Source organism: Nitratireductor sp. XY-223 (genome assembly GCF_004959855.1).
GTDB lineage: Bacteria > Pseudomonadota > Alphaproteobacteria > Rhizobiales > Rhizobiaceae > Hoeflea_A.
On the sequence record NZ_SPNT01000003.1, the window covers coordinates 357035 to 371653 of the forward strand.

Genomic DNA, 14619 nt, shown 5'->3' on the forward strand with positions numbered 1-14619 from the left:
CAGGAATCGTTTCTTAATCGGCACTTGCGCCGGAAACGAGGCTTTAAAGGACATAATCGGGTCGCCACATGACAGGAGGCGACGCAAGGAAGGCCCTGGGGAGGCCCCTGACCGAAAGGGCTGTAGAATGCTGAACACGACGAACGACATGTTGATCGAGCGCGGGCTCCAGGTGGCGGAATCGCGCATCTTCCGCAAGAACAAGATCTGGGCGCGCCACGCGGACGAGAAGCCGGATGTGGCGGCGAGTCTCATGCGCGCCATTCGCATACTGCACCGGCTGACGCCGCCCGACCGCGACCTTTCCGCCCTTTCCATAGGATCGGGCGATGAACCGCAATTCAGACTGCTCGAAGCGACTTTCCGGGGCGGTCTGTGCCTCTACGACATTGACCCGGCCGCGCTGGCCGTCGTCCGGGAACGCACAGAGCGTCAGATGCTCGACCGCGTATCGCTGGTACAGGGCGACTTCAATGCCGATTTCCGCGATGCCGACGCCGCGGAACTGACCATGGCCGCAAAACTCGGCGGGCGGCGTTTTGATTTGCTGACGCTGCACCACTGCCTCTACTACAGCGACAAGGCGAACTGGCCGAGGCTTGTCGGTTCGCTCTACGAGGGCGTGCTCGCGCCCACCGGCGCCATGCATCTGGCGATGATGTCGGCCCGGGAACAGCGCGAGGGAACGACGACCTGGCTCTACAATCACTTCACCAACAAATTCTTCGGTTCCGGCACCAACCAGGATCTCCTGCGGTTGCATGACGAACTCGCCGTGCATCCGACCTTCAGGAACGCGCGGATTTCGTCCGAGTCGAGCGAGGTCCGTTTCTGGGTCGACAATTTCGAGCGCTACATGGCGGTGGTCTGGATGATTCTGCTTTACCCGGACGGGCACCGGTTCAACGTCGACCAGCGCGTCGAGATCATCGAATTCGTCATCGACAGGTTCTGGCGTCCGAGGCGTCCGCTGGTCCAGGTCCAGGACTACCTGACGGTGTTCAAGGACCGCTAGCTCCGGCGCAGCGTCCGGTCGTGACCGCGGAACATCCTGGGAGGCCCGGATCTCGAAATCCGGGTATCGGCTCGGCAAGGAAACCGTTGATGGCCGCACGTAACGGCTGTTTAATGCGCGGACGTCCTTGACCTGACGGGAGTCGATGCCATGTCAACCGCCCCGCATTACGATATCGATCCGGAAACCTTCTGGTCCGATCCCTATCCGGATCTCGCCCGAATGCGGGACGAGGCGCCGATCGCCTATGTCCCGCAACTCGGAGCGACGCTCTTCACCCGGCGCGACGACATCTTCACCTGCGAGAAGAATGTCGAGGTGTTTTCTTCCGATCAGCCGGGCGGTCTGATGAATGTCCTGATGGGTCAGAACATGATGCGCAAGGACGGCGAGGCGCATATGTCGGAGCGCAAGCTTTATTATCCCGCCGTATCGGTTCGCGCCGTGCGCGATGTCTGGAAGGCCCGGTTTGAGGAGCATGCCAATGCGATCCTCGACGCGCTGCTCCCGGACGGCCGCGCGGAACTGGTCGAACGTTACGCCATGCCGCTCTCCGCGCAGTCGCTGAAGTCGATGACCGGCCTGGTCAATATGCGTTTCGAGGACATGGACGCCTGGAGCCAGGCCATGATCGATGGCATCTCCAACTATATCGGCGATCCGGAAGTCGAAAGACGGTGCCACGAGGCGACCGCCGGCATTGATGCGGCGATCGACGACATGCTGCCGGTGGTGCGCAACAACCCAGACCGCAGCCTGCTGTCGGTGATGCTGGAGGCCGGGATGGCGATGGAAAGCATCCGCGCCAACGTCAAGCTGACCATCTCCGGCGGCCAGAACGAGCCGCGCGATGCCATCGCCGGCTGCATTTGGGCGCTGCTGACCCATCCCGACCAGATGGCGCTGCTGCAGGACGGGAAGGTGACCTGGCAGCAGGTGTTCGAGGAATACTGCCGCTGGATCTCGCCCATCGGCATGTCGCCGCGCCGGGTCGCCAAGGCCTATGAATTCGGCGGCGTGCAGTTCGACCCGGAAGAGCGGATCTTCTTCATGTTCTCGTCCGCCAACCGGGACGAGAGCTTCTTCGATGGTGCCGAAAATTTCGATGCGACCCGCGATACGCAAAAGAGCATTCCCTTCGGCGCCGGCCCGCATTTCTGTGCCGGCGCAGCAGCCTCGCGGACAATGGTGGCCGAGGTCGCACTGCCGGTGATCTTCCAGCGTCTTCCCGGTCTGCGGCTTGATCCGGACGATGCCGTCCGGGTCGGCAGCTGGGCTTTCCGTGGGCCGCTCAACCTGCCGGCGGTCTGGTCTCTGTGACCGGTGCGGCGATGGACAGCGAAAACGAGATTCGCATCTTTCACCTGGCGGACTTGCCGGAATGCATTCCGTTGCTTGCCGGCTGGTTCGTGGCCGAGTGGGAGCCCTACTACGGTGCGGCCGGACCTGGCGATGCAAAGAGCGATCTTGCCGATTGCTGCAGGCGCGACGGTTTGCCGACAGCGCTGGTGGCGGTCGATGCGGGAGAGACTGTGGTCGGAACAATTGCTCTCAGACCGTCATCGGTCGGCAGCCGGCCGGGCGAGGGACCCTGGCTTTCCGCTTTTCTGGTCGCTGCGCCCCGCCGCCGCCAAGGGATCGGCTCGCGCCTTGTCGCGGTGATCGAGGATCGGGCCCGCGAGCTTGGTTTCGATACGCTTTTCACGTCAACCGATGCCCGTGATTTCCTGTCGGCGCAAAAGGGCTGGCAGCCCCTGCGTCAGGAGGCGTCGCTGCGCGGACCGGTTACGGTCTACCGGCGGCGCCTGGATTGAAAACGGAATGTGCACGGCGGTCCGTATTGGCAACCGGCCTGTCCATCGTGCCGGACTCGGGCACGTATTGCACAGGACGCCGTTGTGTCTGATCGTCTCCATATTGCTGGTATTGACGGCGGTCCGGACGACGGCCGCGGAAAACGTCTCGTTCGACAGCCTCGACGGAACAACGCGGATCACCGCGCGGTTGCTTGAACCCGCCACGGATCCGCCGCACCGGACTATCGTGTTCCTGCACGGGTGCAGCGGAACGGGATTCGGCGGCGGGCTCTCGCCGGTCTATTCGACATGGGCACAGCACCTGAACGAGGCTGGTTACGCGGTCCTGATCGTCGACAGCGCCACCCCCAGGGGCCTTGCCTCCACCTGCGGCTCAAGCGCGGCGCGCAGGATCGTCTATGCCAAACGTCCCTTTGACGCATATGGCGCCCTTCGCTTTCTCCAGTCCCTGCCGTCGATACAGCCCGACGGGATCGGTCTTATGGGCTGGTCGCAGGGCGGCGGCATTGTCCTTCTGACGATTGTCGACCCGAGCATTGGCCGCCCCGTGCCGGCGCCCGCGTACGATTTTCGCGCCGCTGTCGCCCTATATCCGAGCGCCTGCAGCGACCGGCTCCAGTCGCGGCCGTTTACCGCGGTCGAGCCGCAAAGCTGGTCTACCGGTATTCCGCTGCTTGTCCTGTTCGGCGCCCGTGACAACTGGACCGATCCGGACGCCTGCCGGTCGTTTATCGAAGCCGCACGCGAGCGTGGCGAGCCCGTGGAAATCAAATTGTACCGGAATGCCGTCCACAGCTTCGATGCGCCGAATGTCCGGTTGCAGGAAAGGTCCGGGCCGAGGCTTCGGGACGGATCGCTGCCTCTGATCGGTACGGACCAGGCAGCCCGCGAAGATGCGCTGGATGTCGTTCCGGAGTTTTTCGGCAGGCACATGAGCGACTGAAGCGGGTTTCGCTCACGATTCCTCGTAAATGCGCAGGAGCTTCTTGGCCGTGAACCGGGACTCGTTGGGATACCCGAAGGCGTTGTTGACGTAGAGAACGCCGTCGCGCACCGTCCGGCGGTTGATGTGGCTGTGGCCGTAGATATGGATCGAGGCACCGGCCCGGCGAATCTGTTCATCGAGCAGTTCGGTGCCCAGCACCGGAAACAGCATGCGCGCACGCGGAGGCGCGAAGGACGGCATCAGGTCGATACGCGGCATGAAGTGGGAAAAGGTTATGACGACCGGTCTTGACGGACGCGGCACCGGTTCGTTCAGCGCGATGAAGTGCTGCGCTACGTCCCGGTCTCCCGAACCGTCCGGCCACCGGCAGGCGCGAAAATCCATCCATCGCCGCCTCAGTTCGTCGGACGGCTGGCCGAACGAGTAGTCGTACCAGGAAAGCAGCGGGATGATAGACGCCTTGCCGCAGTCGACCGGCTGCATCGATGCGCCGCCGTTTCGGACGGCCTTCTGGACGTGGCGGAACTTCTCATGGGAATCGGCAATGCCCTTGTCGCGCAACACCCACAGATCGTGGTTGCCCGGCACATAAAGAACCTGCCGGAAACGGGTTGAGAGAAGCGCGAGATTCTTCTCGATGCGATCCAGCGAGTCGGAAAGGTCACCGGCCAGGATCAGCGTATCGTCGGTAAAGTCGGCCAGTGACAGCGCGTCCACCCAGCGGCCGTTTTCGCGGTAGTCGACGTGCAGATCGGAGATCGCGAATACCCGCATCTCAAAAAGGGTCCCTGGGGATCCCGCCTGTTGCGGTTGAGGTCAATGTCGCCCCGGTACCGGCACGGTCAGCTGGAGCCGGTCTTCGCCTGGTCCGTGCCGTTCTCCGGCGGCGCCTCTGCAGCCGGTGCCGCGGCCGGTCCGGCCTGATCGGCGGACGCTGCCGCCGGCTGCGGGATCTGGGACCGATACTGTCGTGCGTAACTGGCAATGCGTTCCGCCCGTTCGATGGCACTTTCCTCCGCGGATTTTTCGGCCGCCGCCGGCTGTTTGTCCCTTGTGCTCTGCGCGTCGGCGAGTACCCGCAGGTGGTTTTCTATGAGTATGATGCTGGCCAGCAGGCCGCCGACAACAACGGCGACCAGGAATCCCGCGGCGAAGCCGATCAGCGCACCTTCCCAAGGCTGGGCGTCCATTTCAGCGGACTGTATGTAGCCGACAACCGGACCGCCGACAATGCACAGGACCGCCAGTACGCGGATGATGCCGGAAAGGAAGTCGACGAGAATACGCAGCATAGTGGTTCCCTGTACTTTTAGGGACGACAGGACTTACAGGTCTGCAACCTACTGCATTTCCTCAAGGCCTGTCTTGTCTTAATTGGATGGCGCGGGGCGCTATCGACAAGTTTGCTTAACGCACGCCGGGCAGTGCCTATGTGGGTCCGCTCGCCGATCTTTCCACCTTTCGGGCGGTTCCGATGGTAGCGCGAACCACCTTCGGCTTGTTGGCCGGGCGCGTGACATTGCGAACAAAGACACTGACCGCCTCGTCAACGGTCCGGGCGGTCTTGAAACTCGGAAACCGTCCTGCCTCTTTCAGGATCAATGAGATGTTGTAGTCGGCGTTGGTCAGGTTGGCCACGGAGTGGCCCCGTCCCAGCCCGTTGCTGCGGTTCATCTGAAACAGCCCGAAGCAGTTGCAGCCGCGGTTGTGCGCTTTCGGATTGAGTGTCGATTCGCGGATCGCGACCGACACCGCTGCGACCTGCTGCGGACGCCCGTAACCCGCGGCGGCAAATCGGGATGTGATCTTGTTCGCGATCTTTGTCTGTGCGGCATTGTAGCCGCTGAGTTCGGCGAATTGTACCGCGCCGGATTGTTGCGTGGCAGGCACTGCGGTTTTCTGCTTTTCCTCCGCGATGGTGGAAGAGCAGGCCGCGAGCATGAGCGCGGCAGCGGCGAGGCCGAGAATTTGATACTTCATTGTTGGGTCTGACTTGTCGTTACGGGCCTAACGCGGCGATGCCACGCGAATTCGCGCAGTCCAAAATGCGGGCATTGTGTTGGATTTGTGGCAAAACGCGCCGCGGCGGCGCGTCATGCGGTCTTTCCGGGCGTGATTTGCAAAAATATCACAGTTTTGACGATCGCCGTTGTTGTGGTCGGCGACAACCCCTTTGGTTATAGTCCCGTTGCCAAATACAACCGGCCAGTTTTAGTAAATTCATCGAGGGTTGATCAATGAAGTTGCGCATTTTCAGACGAATAGCCGCACTGGCATGTGCGGTAGCGCTTGCCGCCGGAACAATTGACCTGGCCGAGGCCCAGGTCCTGAAGGGAATCGGAAAAGCGCTGCAGGACACGGGGGAAGCGATCGGAAAGGGGGTCGACAAGACCGGGGAGGCGATTGAAAAGGGCGTCCGGGAAACCGGTGATGCGCTGAAGGGCGAAAGCAAGCAGCCCGGCACCGCGATCATCGAACCGGCCTATCTGTTTGTCCAGCAAGCCGGCTCGCTCCGTTTCAAGGACGACAAACTGACACTCAGGAACCTGGCGCCGTCTACATTCTACTTTACCGACAGGCCGGTGCGTGATGCGGGATTTGTGAGCAACGAGGACTTCGTAGGGCTCTGGGCAGACGGCGGGCAGGACGGATTCAAGGCCGACCCGCCCAGCGCCGCCATTGCCATAGCCGGGCTCAAGCTGGCGGAACCCCTGGTGGTTGAAATCCTGAGTGCCGAGTTGAAGGGTTCGAATGCCACCTACACGGTCAACGTCAAATCCGGTTCGCTGCCCGCTCAGGCCAAAGATGTCGCGCTGTTTGTGGATGCCTTCGATTTCAAGGCGGACAACGGATACCGGTTTCTCGATTTCCTGTCGCGCAATTGACGCGGCTTGGTTTCGCGGAAATCCCCGACCTTTCCGAGGCTCAACAGCCGAGTCTGACCCCGAATTGCAGGCGCGCGATCCCGCCCGCGCTTGCATTTATTAATCACAGAAAGTAATAAAATTGGTGCAACAGATCCGCATCCTGGCGCTTATGGACCAATTCGTCTCGGCATCGGGAATGTCTCGCAATTCCTCCTGCCAGGAATTGAAGACGAGGTGGATCGGGCGGTGTTGCTGGGCGGTTTTTCGGGAGAGAGGCGCGAATCCCCGGAAGATTGCGGTGCCGACTTGGGGATACAAACGAAGTTTGTATCCCCAATGCGCGCAGTCTGTAGTTCCGCCGGATTCCCACGCGCGTTTTCCAGTTCCTCACCGGGCCAATAGAGCTTTGCAACAGTCGTAGCAAAGTGCACTAACGCGCGGATATTTTGTGATAATTATCGATTTTTTGTGGCCGCAAGAAAAGTTTAGCGGGCAAAACGCAATGTACGTTTGTGTAATTTGTTCTATGCCAATAATAATGCCGCCATGCCGAAGAAACGTATTTTTGTCGTCGAGCCTCAACTGGCGATATTGGACGGTCACGAACACACGCAAATAAGAGCGATAAAGGAATTGTCGCCGGACTGTGAAGTATTCACGTTAACGCGTGAAGGTTTCAGGCTTTCGGATGATTTGGATAACGACAATCTGTTTCCCGTTTTACCTGTGGATCGATACGCCGCGGAAAGGAAGCGACGCAAACGCAGGGTCGTCGGATCGAACGCCGTCGGCAGGCCGGAGCAGTATCAGGCATTTGCAGATTCGATAAAGCGGACGCTCGACGAGCTGCGGGCCGAAAAAACCGATCTCATTCTGGCGCCGTCTGCCGGCGTGGAAGCGATATCCGCCGCCGTCCTCCTGAAGGAGCAAAACCAGCCGTCGACGTTCCCCATGATCAAGCTGCGCATACTCAGCGACGCGATCCTGGCGGAAATCGACAAAGCGCTGCTGCAAAGGCTGCGCCGTCTTTGCGTTTCCGGCGAGATTGGCCTGTTGACGGAGACGGCCGAACTGCGAGCCCATATCGAACGCCACTACGGGATTCCGGTGTCCGGCGGGTTTATGCTGCCGTGCACGCTCATACCGGACAGGGAAAGGCCGGAAGCCGATTCACGGCATCCCGGCGACGAGTTCAAAATCGGCGTGCTGGGGCGCCAGAGGGCGGAGAAGGGCAGCTACCGCGTCCCGGCCATTTTGAACCAACTGCGCGTGGTTGCTGCTGAAAGCGGGCAAAGGCTGCGGTTTCGTTTTGTCTACCAGGCGGTCAGAAGCAAACGCGCACGCAGGCTGGTCCTTGAGCTCAGAAGCTGGCTCGGCGCCCGAAAAAATCCCGACGTGACGATCGAGTACCTGTCGAGCGGAATGCCCGCGGACGCTTTCAAGCAGCTCGTCGGCGACGTCGACATATTGCTTTTGCCATACAGCACAAAGCGGTACGACTTGAGCGGCTCCGGCATAATCCTGGACGGCGTTCTCGCGCAAAAGCCCATTGTCTACAGCCGCGGCATGGCCAACCAGGAACTTCTTTCGCTGGGCAATGCGGAGGCGGCGGCAAGCGACAGGGAATTTGCCGAGAAGATTCTCGCGGTCGCGGCCGATTACCAAGCCTATCAGAAAGGCGCCCAACGGGCAGCGGACCATTATTCCAGTTTGATATTCGAGCAGATCGGGGACGTACTTGGCGTAACGGACGCACAGGCGGCGAGGAACGGCTGAACGCTGTTTTGCGAAACGAATGACGGTGTTTTCGTAAAATTGGTCGGAGCGGCGGGATTCGAACCCACGACCCCTACACCCCCAGTGTAGTGCGCTACCGGGCTGCGCTACGCTCCGACCTGCCCATTTAGGCCTGAATTCCTTAGACCCCTGATATCGGCAGCGCAAGCGGAAATTTGAACGCGGAGAGCAACCGCTCAAGCGCCGGCATTGGATCGGTCGGGATCAGGAATCGGGTGGACAGGTGAATTGCCGGATGCGATTTAGTCCTGGTCGCCGCCGCGCTGTTCCGGTTACGTGGATCATGTCCGGGATACGTTTTATCGGCGTTTAAAAATTGCAATGGCCGCCAACGGCCCCTCAGACGGAGAACGAGATCATGTCGCAAGCCGACAAGGCCGGGGCCTTTGCTGCCCTTCATATCAAGGGTAACCCGCTGGTGCTTTACAATATCTGGGACGCCGGCAGCGCGCGTGCCGTGGAGAAGGCGGGCGCGGCGGCGGTGGCCACCGGCAGTTGGTCGGTGGCAGCGGCCCAGGGATATCGCGACGGTGAGGCCCTGCCGCTGGACCTACTGGTGACGATCGTCGAGCGCATTGCCGCGACCGTCGATGTGCCGCTGAGCGTCGATTTCGAGGGCGGCTTTGCCGAAGCGCCGGCGCAAATTGAGGAAAACACCCGGCGCATTGTCGCGGCCGGCGCCATCGGCGTGAATTTCGAGGATCAGGTCGTCGGCGGCGAAGGGCTCCACGATGCCGCCAGGCAGGCGGAGCGGATCGCGGCCGTTTGCAGCGCGGGCGAGGCATCGGGCGTGCCGCTGTTCGTCAACGCGCGCACCGATCTGTTCCTGAAGGAGCAGGACCGCGGACGGCACGCGGATCTGGTCGATGAAGCCATCGAGCGCTCGGGCACTTACGCGCGCGCCGGCGCAAGCGGTTTCTTCGTGCCCGGCCTGGTCGATCCGGACCTGATCAACACGATCTGCCAGGCTAGTGCGTTGCCGGTGAACATCATGATGATGCCGGATGCACCCACGTTAACGACCCTTGCCGGTCTCGGCGTTGCCCGTATCAGTTACGGGCCGGGTCCGTACCGGGAGGCGGTCAAGGCAGTCGCTGACCGCTATTCGGCGATCAGCGGCTAGGCCGATCTGACATCGGGCAGGGTTTCAGCCGGCGGACGGCTGGTTCGCGGTGCTGCCCGACAGGGCTTCCTGAAGCTGGATCCAAAGACGGTTCTTGCGGGCGCGCAGCTCGTCGATCCTCTTCAGGTCGTTGAAGCGCAGGATCTCGTTGCGGCGCGGTCGGCGCCGGTCGATCTCCTGCTGTACCCTCAGCAGTTCCTCTTCAATATACGCGACGGTTTCTCCCGGGATCATGGCATTTCCTTTCCTGGATTTCGGGGGCATTGCCGAGCGCCCGGATTGGCGCTCGGCATGGCCGACGGCGGCCCGGCGCGATATGGGCTGCCACCGGCATTTCGCTGTCCTTTCTTGTTTGGTTCTCGGACAGCGGCTGTCAGGTGAAGTTGGGCACGCGTCCGGCGAACGCCCTCGCGAACTCGTCGATACCCGCCGTTTCCGCATTCTCGAGCATGGCGTCGATCATGCTGACGCTGGCATGGAAGTGCGTCTTGAGGCGCTGGAACTCCATGCGGGCGATGTCGGGATTGCCGCTGGAGATCCTTTCAAGGCAAAGCCGAGCGGCCTTGGCGTGGTATTGAAGCGCCGACGGGTAGGCGTACTTGCTGGCGCGGCGCCGGCACAATTTGAGGATCGGCCGCAGCAGATGACGATTGATCAACTCCGTCTGCACCCTGTCCGGCGGACAGTCGAGCTGACCGAGCAGTTCCATCAACCGCCTTTTCTGGCGCAGCCAGCGTCCTCTTTCCCGTTTGGAAATGCGGACAGGGATCGAAGCGGGAATCGTCTTGTTCATCCGGGCACTCCTTGCACGTTCGTTTCGGCCGCGTGAGCGGCGTGATGCAGGCATGTCCCGTTGAGGATGATCTGGTTACAGATTGTGGCGAATTCTAGCGCCGGCGTATGCGACTTTTGGCTATGTCAGCAGGCCGGAGGCCTGTCTAGCCGCCGCGTGCGGCCAGTTCGGAGGCGTCTTCGTGCATTTGTCCCAGCCCGGCTCCAGATAGCCGAGGCGGGGCTCCGTCAGGCTGGTGACCACCAGTTCGCCGTTGGGGCCGGGCAGGGCACCCGTGTTGAGCGCGTATTTTCCGTCCGGATCCTGCAGTGTCTCGAGCACGTTGCCGTTGCCGTCGATGCGCACGACCATGCTGTAGCGCTGCAATTGCGGGCGCATGGTCGCCGGAAGACGCTGAACCATCTTGCGCAGGAAGGGTTGATCGGAAAGCGCGTCGATCGAACCGGAGCGCGGGCTTGCCAGCCCCAGCCAGAACGTGTTGTCGCCGGCGCGGTTGAGATTGTCCGGATAGCCCGGAAGGTTGAGGACGACCGGCTCGAAGGTGGCCACCTTCGGTCCCGAGAGCCAAAGACGCCAGACCGTGTAGGTTCCCGTTTCGGTGACCAGCAGGTAGCTGTCGTCGTCGGACAGGGCGATGCCGTTGGCAAAACTGAGTCCGCGGGCGATGACCACGGTCTCGCCCCTGGCCGGATCGTATCTCATGATCCGGCCGGTTCGGCCCTGTTCCATCGTGTCGAGCAGCGACGCTTCGAGGGCGCCGCCTTCGCCGGCGGCTGTGAACTTGTCGCTGGAATCGGTGAAATAGACGACACCCGTCCGGCTGACATCGAGGTCATTGGCATAGGTTATGGGCGATCCGTCGCTGGTCCGGTCGGCAAGGTGGATGATCTTGCCGTCCTTTTCCATCACCATGAGGCCGCGCAGCGCGTCGGTGATGAACAGGCGGTCGTCGGGGCCGAACTCGATGCCCATCGGCCGCCCGCCGGTCGAGGCGATTTGCTCGGAAGATCCGGTCTCGAGATCGATCCTGACGATGGAGCCGTCACGGGTGGCGGTATAGATCCTGCCGTCCAGGCCGAGTGCCGCGTCCACCGGTCCCTGATGCCCCGCGAGATCGATGAATTTGAGGTCCGCCAACCGGTTGTTCGTACTGAATGCGCCCGCAAATCCGCCATCCTTCGGCGCGCTCCAGGCCACCGGTTCGATGGGAACCGGCCAGAGCGTGAGATAGGCGGCGGCTGCGATTGCAATGACCGCAACGAGTGACAGGATCGATTTCATGCGTCTTTGCTTTCCACCCCAAGCGAAGGACGATATCAGTGTACCGGGCCGGTCTTTCCCGCGGCAATGATAAAGCGTGGCGGCGCTGCGCAAAACTGTGAATTATTGCGACGCAAAACAATAGTTGAACCCTTTTCTGGCCGAGAAGCGGGCCTTAATGTGCGGCTGTTTGGCCGGGCGCCCTTTCAGAGGAAGAATCGAAAATGAAAATCAGACTGGTCGGCCTTCTTTGCATCTGCCTGATTCTGTCGGGCCTGCCCGCCGCCGAGGCGAAAACGATCATCCGCGTAACGCTGCAACTTCCTGAATCCCATTCGCTGGGCAGGAACTGGAACCGTTTCAAGGAGATCATCGAGCGGGAGAGCGGCGGCGAACTTGAATTGCAGCTCTTTCCTTCCGCCCAGCTCTACAAGGACAACCAGGTGCCGGAGGCCGTCGGCTCAGGCGCCATCGAGGCGGGGTCGGCTTTTCTCGGCCGGTTCACCGGTTCGGTTCCCGCGGTCGATGTCGTCGCGCTGCCCTTCTTCTTCAAGGACGAGGCGGCGCTGCGGCTGTCGGTCTCCAGCGGTTCCCCCATGCGTCAACTGCTGGATACCGCTATCCTGGAGGAAACGGGCGCCCGGGTCCTGTGGTGGCAGGCCTTCGGTCGCAACGTTTTTCTCAGCAAGAACGAGCCGCTCAGCCTGCCCGAAGACGTGCGCGGCAAGAAAGTGCGCTCTTACGGCAAGGTCCAGAGCTGGACCGTGGAGGCGCTGGGCGGTGCTCCGACGATCATGTCCGGCTCGCAGCAGTTCCTCGCCTATCAGCAGGGGGCGGTCGATATCGGCATGACCGGCGCATCGGCGGTCGAAAGCCGCAAGCTCTACGAGGTCATGCCGAACATGACACTGACCTTCGACAGCGTGATCGAGTTCGTGGCCGTCATGAACAACGATTTCTTCGAGAGCCTTTCGCCCGAGAACCAGCAGTTGTTGCTCGACGCGGCGTCCACGGTGGAAGAGGAATTGCGTGACGCGATCTACGCGCAGGAGGCGCAGGCCGTCGAGGCTCTGCGCGCCAAGATGACCGTCGTCGACCTGACCGCCGAGGAACGCGACAGGTGGCGCGCGGCCACGAGTTCCGTCATCGACCGCTTCATGGCCGAGATCGGTCCGACCGGCGAGGCCGTGGTCCGGGCCGGCCTGGAAGAGGAAGGTCGATAATCCCGTGGGAACCCTCGTCCGCCTAGCCGACGGACTTTCGGAACTTGCCGGACGATTCGCCGCCTGGGTGTTTTTCGCAATCGGTCTGATCGTCACCTATGAGGTGGTCATGCGCTACGTGTTCACCGCGCCGACCATCTGGGTGGACGAGACCGCGCGGATCGGCCAGATCTGGGCCGCCTATCTTGCAGCGGCGTTCACGCTCAAGCATCGCGAGATGGTTGTCATCGACATCGCCTTCCGCAAGCCGGGAACGCTGGCACGCAAGTTCGCGGAGACCCTCGCGCTTCTCGTCATCGGCCTGTTCTGTTTCGTCACGGTCTACTACGGCTTCGAATTGTGGCTCCAGGCAACGCTGCGCGGCCACACGACCGACACCGTACTGGCGCTGCCCGCCTGGTTCACCGATGCATCGGTGTGGATCGGCTTTGCCCTGCTTGCAATGCAGGTCGCCGCCGAGCTGATCCGCCTGTGGACGCGGCCGTTGCCGCTAGACGGGCGATGACGGCCGTTCTCATCATCGTCGGGCTGCTGGCTCTGCTTCTTCTGCGCGTACCGGTGGCCTTCGCGATGGGCGGGCTTGGTGTTTTCCTGTTGTGGATTTATCCCCTGCCGCTCAACGCCGTGCCGCAGCGGCTGTTCGGTACGATGGACAGTTTCGAGCTTCTCGCGGTGCCGATGTTCCTGCTGATGTCCAACGTGCTTCTGAAGGGCCGGGTGGGCGGCGACCTCTATGCCGCCGTGCAATGCTGGGTGGGACACTGGCCGGGCGGGCTGGGGATCGCGACTGTGCTCTCCTGCGGGTTGTTTTCGGCGATTTCAGGTTCTTCGGTGGCAACGGCAGCAACCATCGGCACCGTGGCCGTGCCGGAAATGACCGAACGCGGCTATGAGCGGTCCTATGTATTCGGCCTGCTGGCGGCCGGCGGGACGCTCGGCATCCTCATTCCGCCCTCCATCCCCCTGATTCTCTACGGCGTGATCACAGAGACCTCCATCACGGACCTTTTCCTTGCCGGCATCGGTCCCGGCCTGTTTCTTTGCCTGGCATTTGTGGTGTACGGCTTTGCCCGGGCCAAAATCCGCGGAGACGCCGGACAGGTGCCTCGGGCCGGCTGGCCGGAACGGCGCCGGGCAACGCTGATGGCGTTGCCGACGGTGGTACTGGCCGGTGCGATCATCGGATCGATCTATCTCGGCATCGCAACGCCGTCGGAAAGCGCGGCCGTCGGATTTGTGCTGGCGCTCATCCTGACCACGGCAATGGGCCGCATGACATTCGACCTGCTGCAACAGGCGGTGTATGACGCCATGAAGACGACGGCGATGATCTTCCTGATCGTTGCCGGCGCCAAGGTCTTCTCCTACGCGATCACCATCTACCGGATACCGCAGGACATTACCGCAATGCTCACCGCCGGCATCAGCGATGCCGGCCTGTTCGTGCTTGCCGTCGGCATTGTCTTGCTGGTCATCGGGCTGTTCCTGGAATCGCTCTCCATGCTGCTGATCATGGTGCCGGTGCTTTATCCGTCGCTCGCCGCGATCGGCATCGACCCGATCTGGTTCGGCATCTTCTTTGTCGTCCTGATCGAGACCGCGTTGATTACGCCGCCGGTCGGCATGAACCTGTTCGTCATACAGGGTGTCGGCAAGGCGGATCTTGCCGAGGTAGCCCGCGGCGCTTTTCCGTTCGTGGCGATCCTGCTGGCGACGGCAGTGCTGCTGTGGTTCTGGAAGGGGCTGGCGCTGTGGATTCCCCACGGCGTGTAAGCGTC

At 61.8% G+C, this 14619-nt stretch carries 16 protein-coding genes and 1 tRNA gene; 10 read left to right on the top strand and 7 right to left on the bottom strand.

Features of this window, described 5'->3' with window-relative positions; genetic code table 11:
- Positions 1-127: 127 nt before the first annotated feature.
- The 4 genes from E4M07_RS13240 (at position 128) to E4M07_RS13255 (ending at position 3775) form a co-directional block, all read left to right on the top strand.
- Positions 128-1015, top strand: coding sequence for a class I SAM-dependent methyltransferase (locus tag E4M07_RS13240; protein WP_136658820.1), 888 nt, complete (start codon positions 128-130; stop codon positions 1013-1015).
- A 150-nt stretch (positions 1016-1165) separates the two neighbouring features.
- Positions 1166-2335, top strand: a complete 1170-nt coding sequence (locus tag E4M07_RS13245; protein WP_136658821.1) for a cytochrome P450 — start codon at positions 1166-1168, stop codon at positions 2333-2335.
- Positions 2336-2346: 11 nt separating this feature from the next.
- Positions 2347-2829 carry a GNAT family N-acetyltransferase gene (locus E4M07_RS13250; RefSeq protein ID WP_136658822.1) on the top strand — a complete coding sequence of 161 codons (483 nt, stop codon included), beginning with the start codon at positions 2347-2349 and terminating at the stop codon, positions 2827-2829.
- Positions 2830-2911: 82 nt separating this feature from the next.
- Positions 2912-3775 carry a dienelactone hydrolase family protein gene (locus E4M07_RS13255; protein WP_169054209.1) on the top strand — a complete coding sequence of 288 codons (864 nt, stop codon included), beginning with the start codon at positions 2912-2914 and terminating at the stop codon, positions 3773-3775.
- 12 nt (positions 3776-3787) lie between these two features.
- Here the strand turns inward: E4M07_RS13255 and E4M07_RS13260 are convergent, their stop codons facing one another.
- The 3 genes from E4M07_RS13260 to E4M07_RS13270 form a co-directional block, all read right to left on the bottom strand.
- A complete protein-coding gene (locus E4M07_RS13260) occupies positions 3788-4552 on the bottom strand; it encodes a metallophosphoesterase (protein ID WP_136658824.1) in 765 nt (254 codons plus the stop codon).
- A 68-nt stretch (positions 4553-4620) separates the two neighbouring features.
- Complete coding sequence (locus E4M07_RS13265) at positions 4621-5070, bottom strand: hypothetical protein (RefSeq protein ID WP_136658825.1); 450 nt, start codon at positions 5068-5070, stop codon at positions 4621-4623.
- A 136-nt stretch (positions 5071-5206) separates the two neighbouring features.
- Positions 5207-5758, bottom strand: a complete 552-nt coding sequence (locus E4M07_RS13270; RefSeq protein WP_136658826.1) for a phage tail tip lysozyme — start codon at positions 5756-5758, stop codon at positions 5207-5209.
- 257 nt (positions 5759-6015) lie between these two features.
- On the opposite strand from E4M07_RS13270, the gene E4M07_RS13275 reads away from it, so the two are divergent.
- Together E4M07_RS13275 and E4M07_RS13280 are read left to right on the top strand one after the other, a co-directional pair.
- Positions 6016-6663: a hypothetical protein gene (locus E4M07_RS13275; protein WP_136658827.1), complete on the top strand. Its 648-nt coding sequence runs from the start codon at positions 6016-6018 to the stop codon at positions 6661-6663.
- A gap of 675 nt (positions 6664-7338) precedes the next feature.
- Entirely contained in the window at positions 7339-8421 is a 1083-nt protein-coding gene (locus tag E4M07_RS13280) for a glycosyltransferase family 4 protein (protein ID WP_136658828.1), read from the top strand.
- Between the two features lie 40 nt (positions 8422-8461).
- On the opposite strand, the gene E4M07_RS13285 is transcribed toward E4M07_RS13280, so the two are convergent.
- Positions 8462-8538 (bottom strand) — tRNA-Pro (locus tag E4M07_RS13285).
- 262 nt (positions 8539-8800) lie between these two features.
- Between E4M07_RS13285 and E4M07_RS13290 the strand changes: the two genes are divergently transcribed.
- Entirely contained in the window at positions 8801-9565 is a 765-nt protein-coding gene (locus E4M07_RS13290) for an isocitrate lyase/phosphoenolpyruvate mutase family protein (RefSeq protein WP_136658829.1), read from the top strand.
- Between the two features lie 24 nt (positions 9566-9589).
- Here E4M07_RS13290 and E4M07_RS13295 read toward each other — a convergent pair whose 3' ends face one another.
- The 3 genes from E4M07_RS13295 to E4M07_RS13305 all read right to left on the bottom strand — a co-directional run bounded on the left by E4M07_RS13295 (position 9590) and on the right by E4M07_RS13305 (position 11639).
- Positions 9590-9799: a hypothetical protein gene (locus E4M07_RS13295; RefSeq protein WP_136658830.1), complete on the bottom strand. Its 210-nt coding sequence runs from the start codon at positions 9797-9799 to the stop codon at positions 9590-9592.
- Positions 9800-9938: 139 nt separating this feature from the next.
- The gene (locus E4M07_RS13300) at positions 9939-10358 is read right to left on the bottom strand and encodes a hypothetical protein (RefSeq protein WP_136658831.1); all 420 of its coding nucleotides are present in this window, start codon (positions 10356-10358) and stop codon (positions 9939-9941) included.
- A gap of 120 nt (positions 10359-10478) precedes the next feature.
- Positions 10479-11639, bottom strand: coding sequence for an SMP-30/gluconolactonase/LRE family protein (locus tag E4M07_RS13305; RefSeq protein ID WP_136658832.1), 1161 nt, complete (start codon positions 11637-11639; stop codon positions 10479-10481).
- A 203-nt stretch (positions 11640-11842) separates the two neighbouring features.
- On the opposite strand from E4M07_RS13305, the gene dctP reads away from it, so the two are divergent.
- From dctP to E4M07_RS13320, 3 genes are read left to right on the top strand one after another with little or no spacing between them, the layout of a single operon-like run.
- On the top strand, positions 11843-12841 hold the full coding sequence (gene dctP / locus E4M07_RS13310; RefSeq protein WP_136658833.1) for a TRAP transporter substrate-binding protein DctP: 999 nt from the start codon (positions 11843-11845) through the stop codon (positions 12839-12841).
- A 4-nt stretch (positions 12842-12845) separates the two neighbouring features.
- Complete coding sequence (locus E4M07_RS13315; protein ID WP_136658834.1) at positions 12846-13346, top strand: TRAP transporter small permease; 501 nt, start codon at positions 12846-12848, stop codon at positions 13344-13346.
- The gene (locus E4M07_RS13320; protein ID WP_136658835.1) at positions 13343-14614 is read left to right on the top strand and encodes a TRAP transporter large permease; all 1272 of its coding nucleotides are present in this window, start codon (positions 13343-13345) and stop codon (positions 14612-14614) included. Before E4M07_RS13315 ends, E4M07_RS13320 begins: the two co-directional genes overlap by 4 nt.
- The last annotated feature ends 5 nt before the right edge of the window (positions 14615-14619 follow it).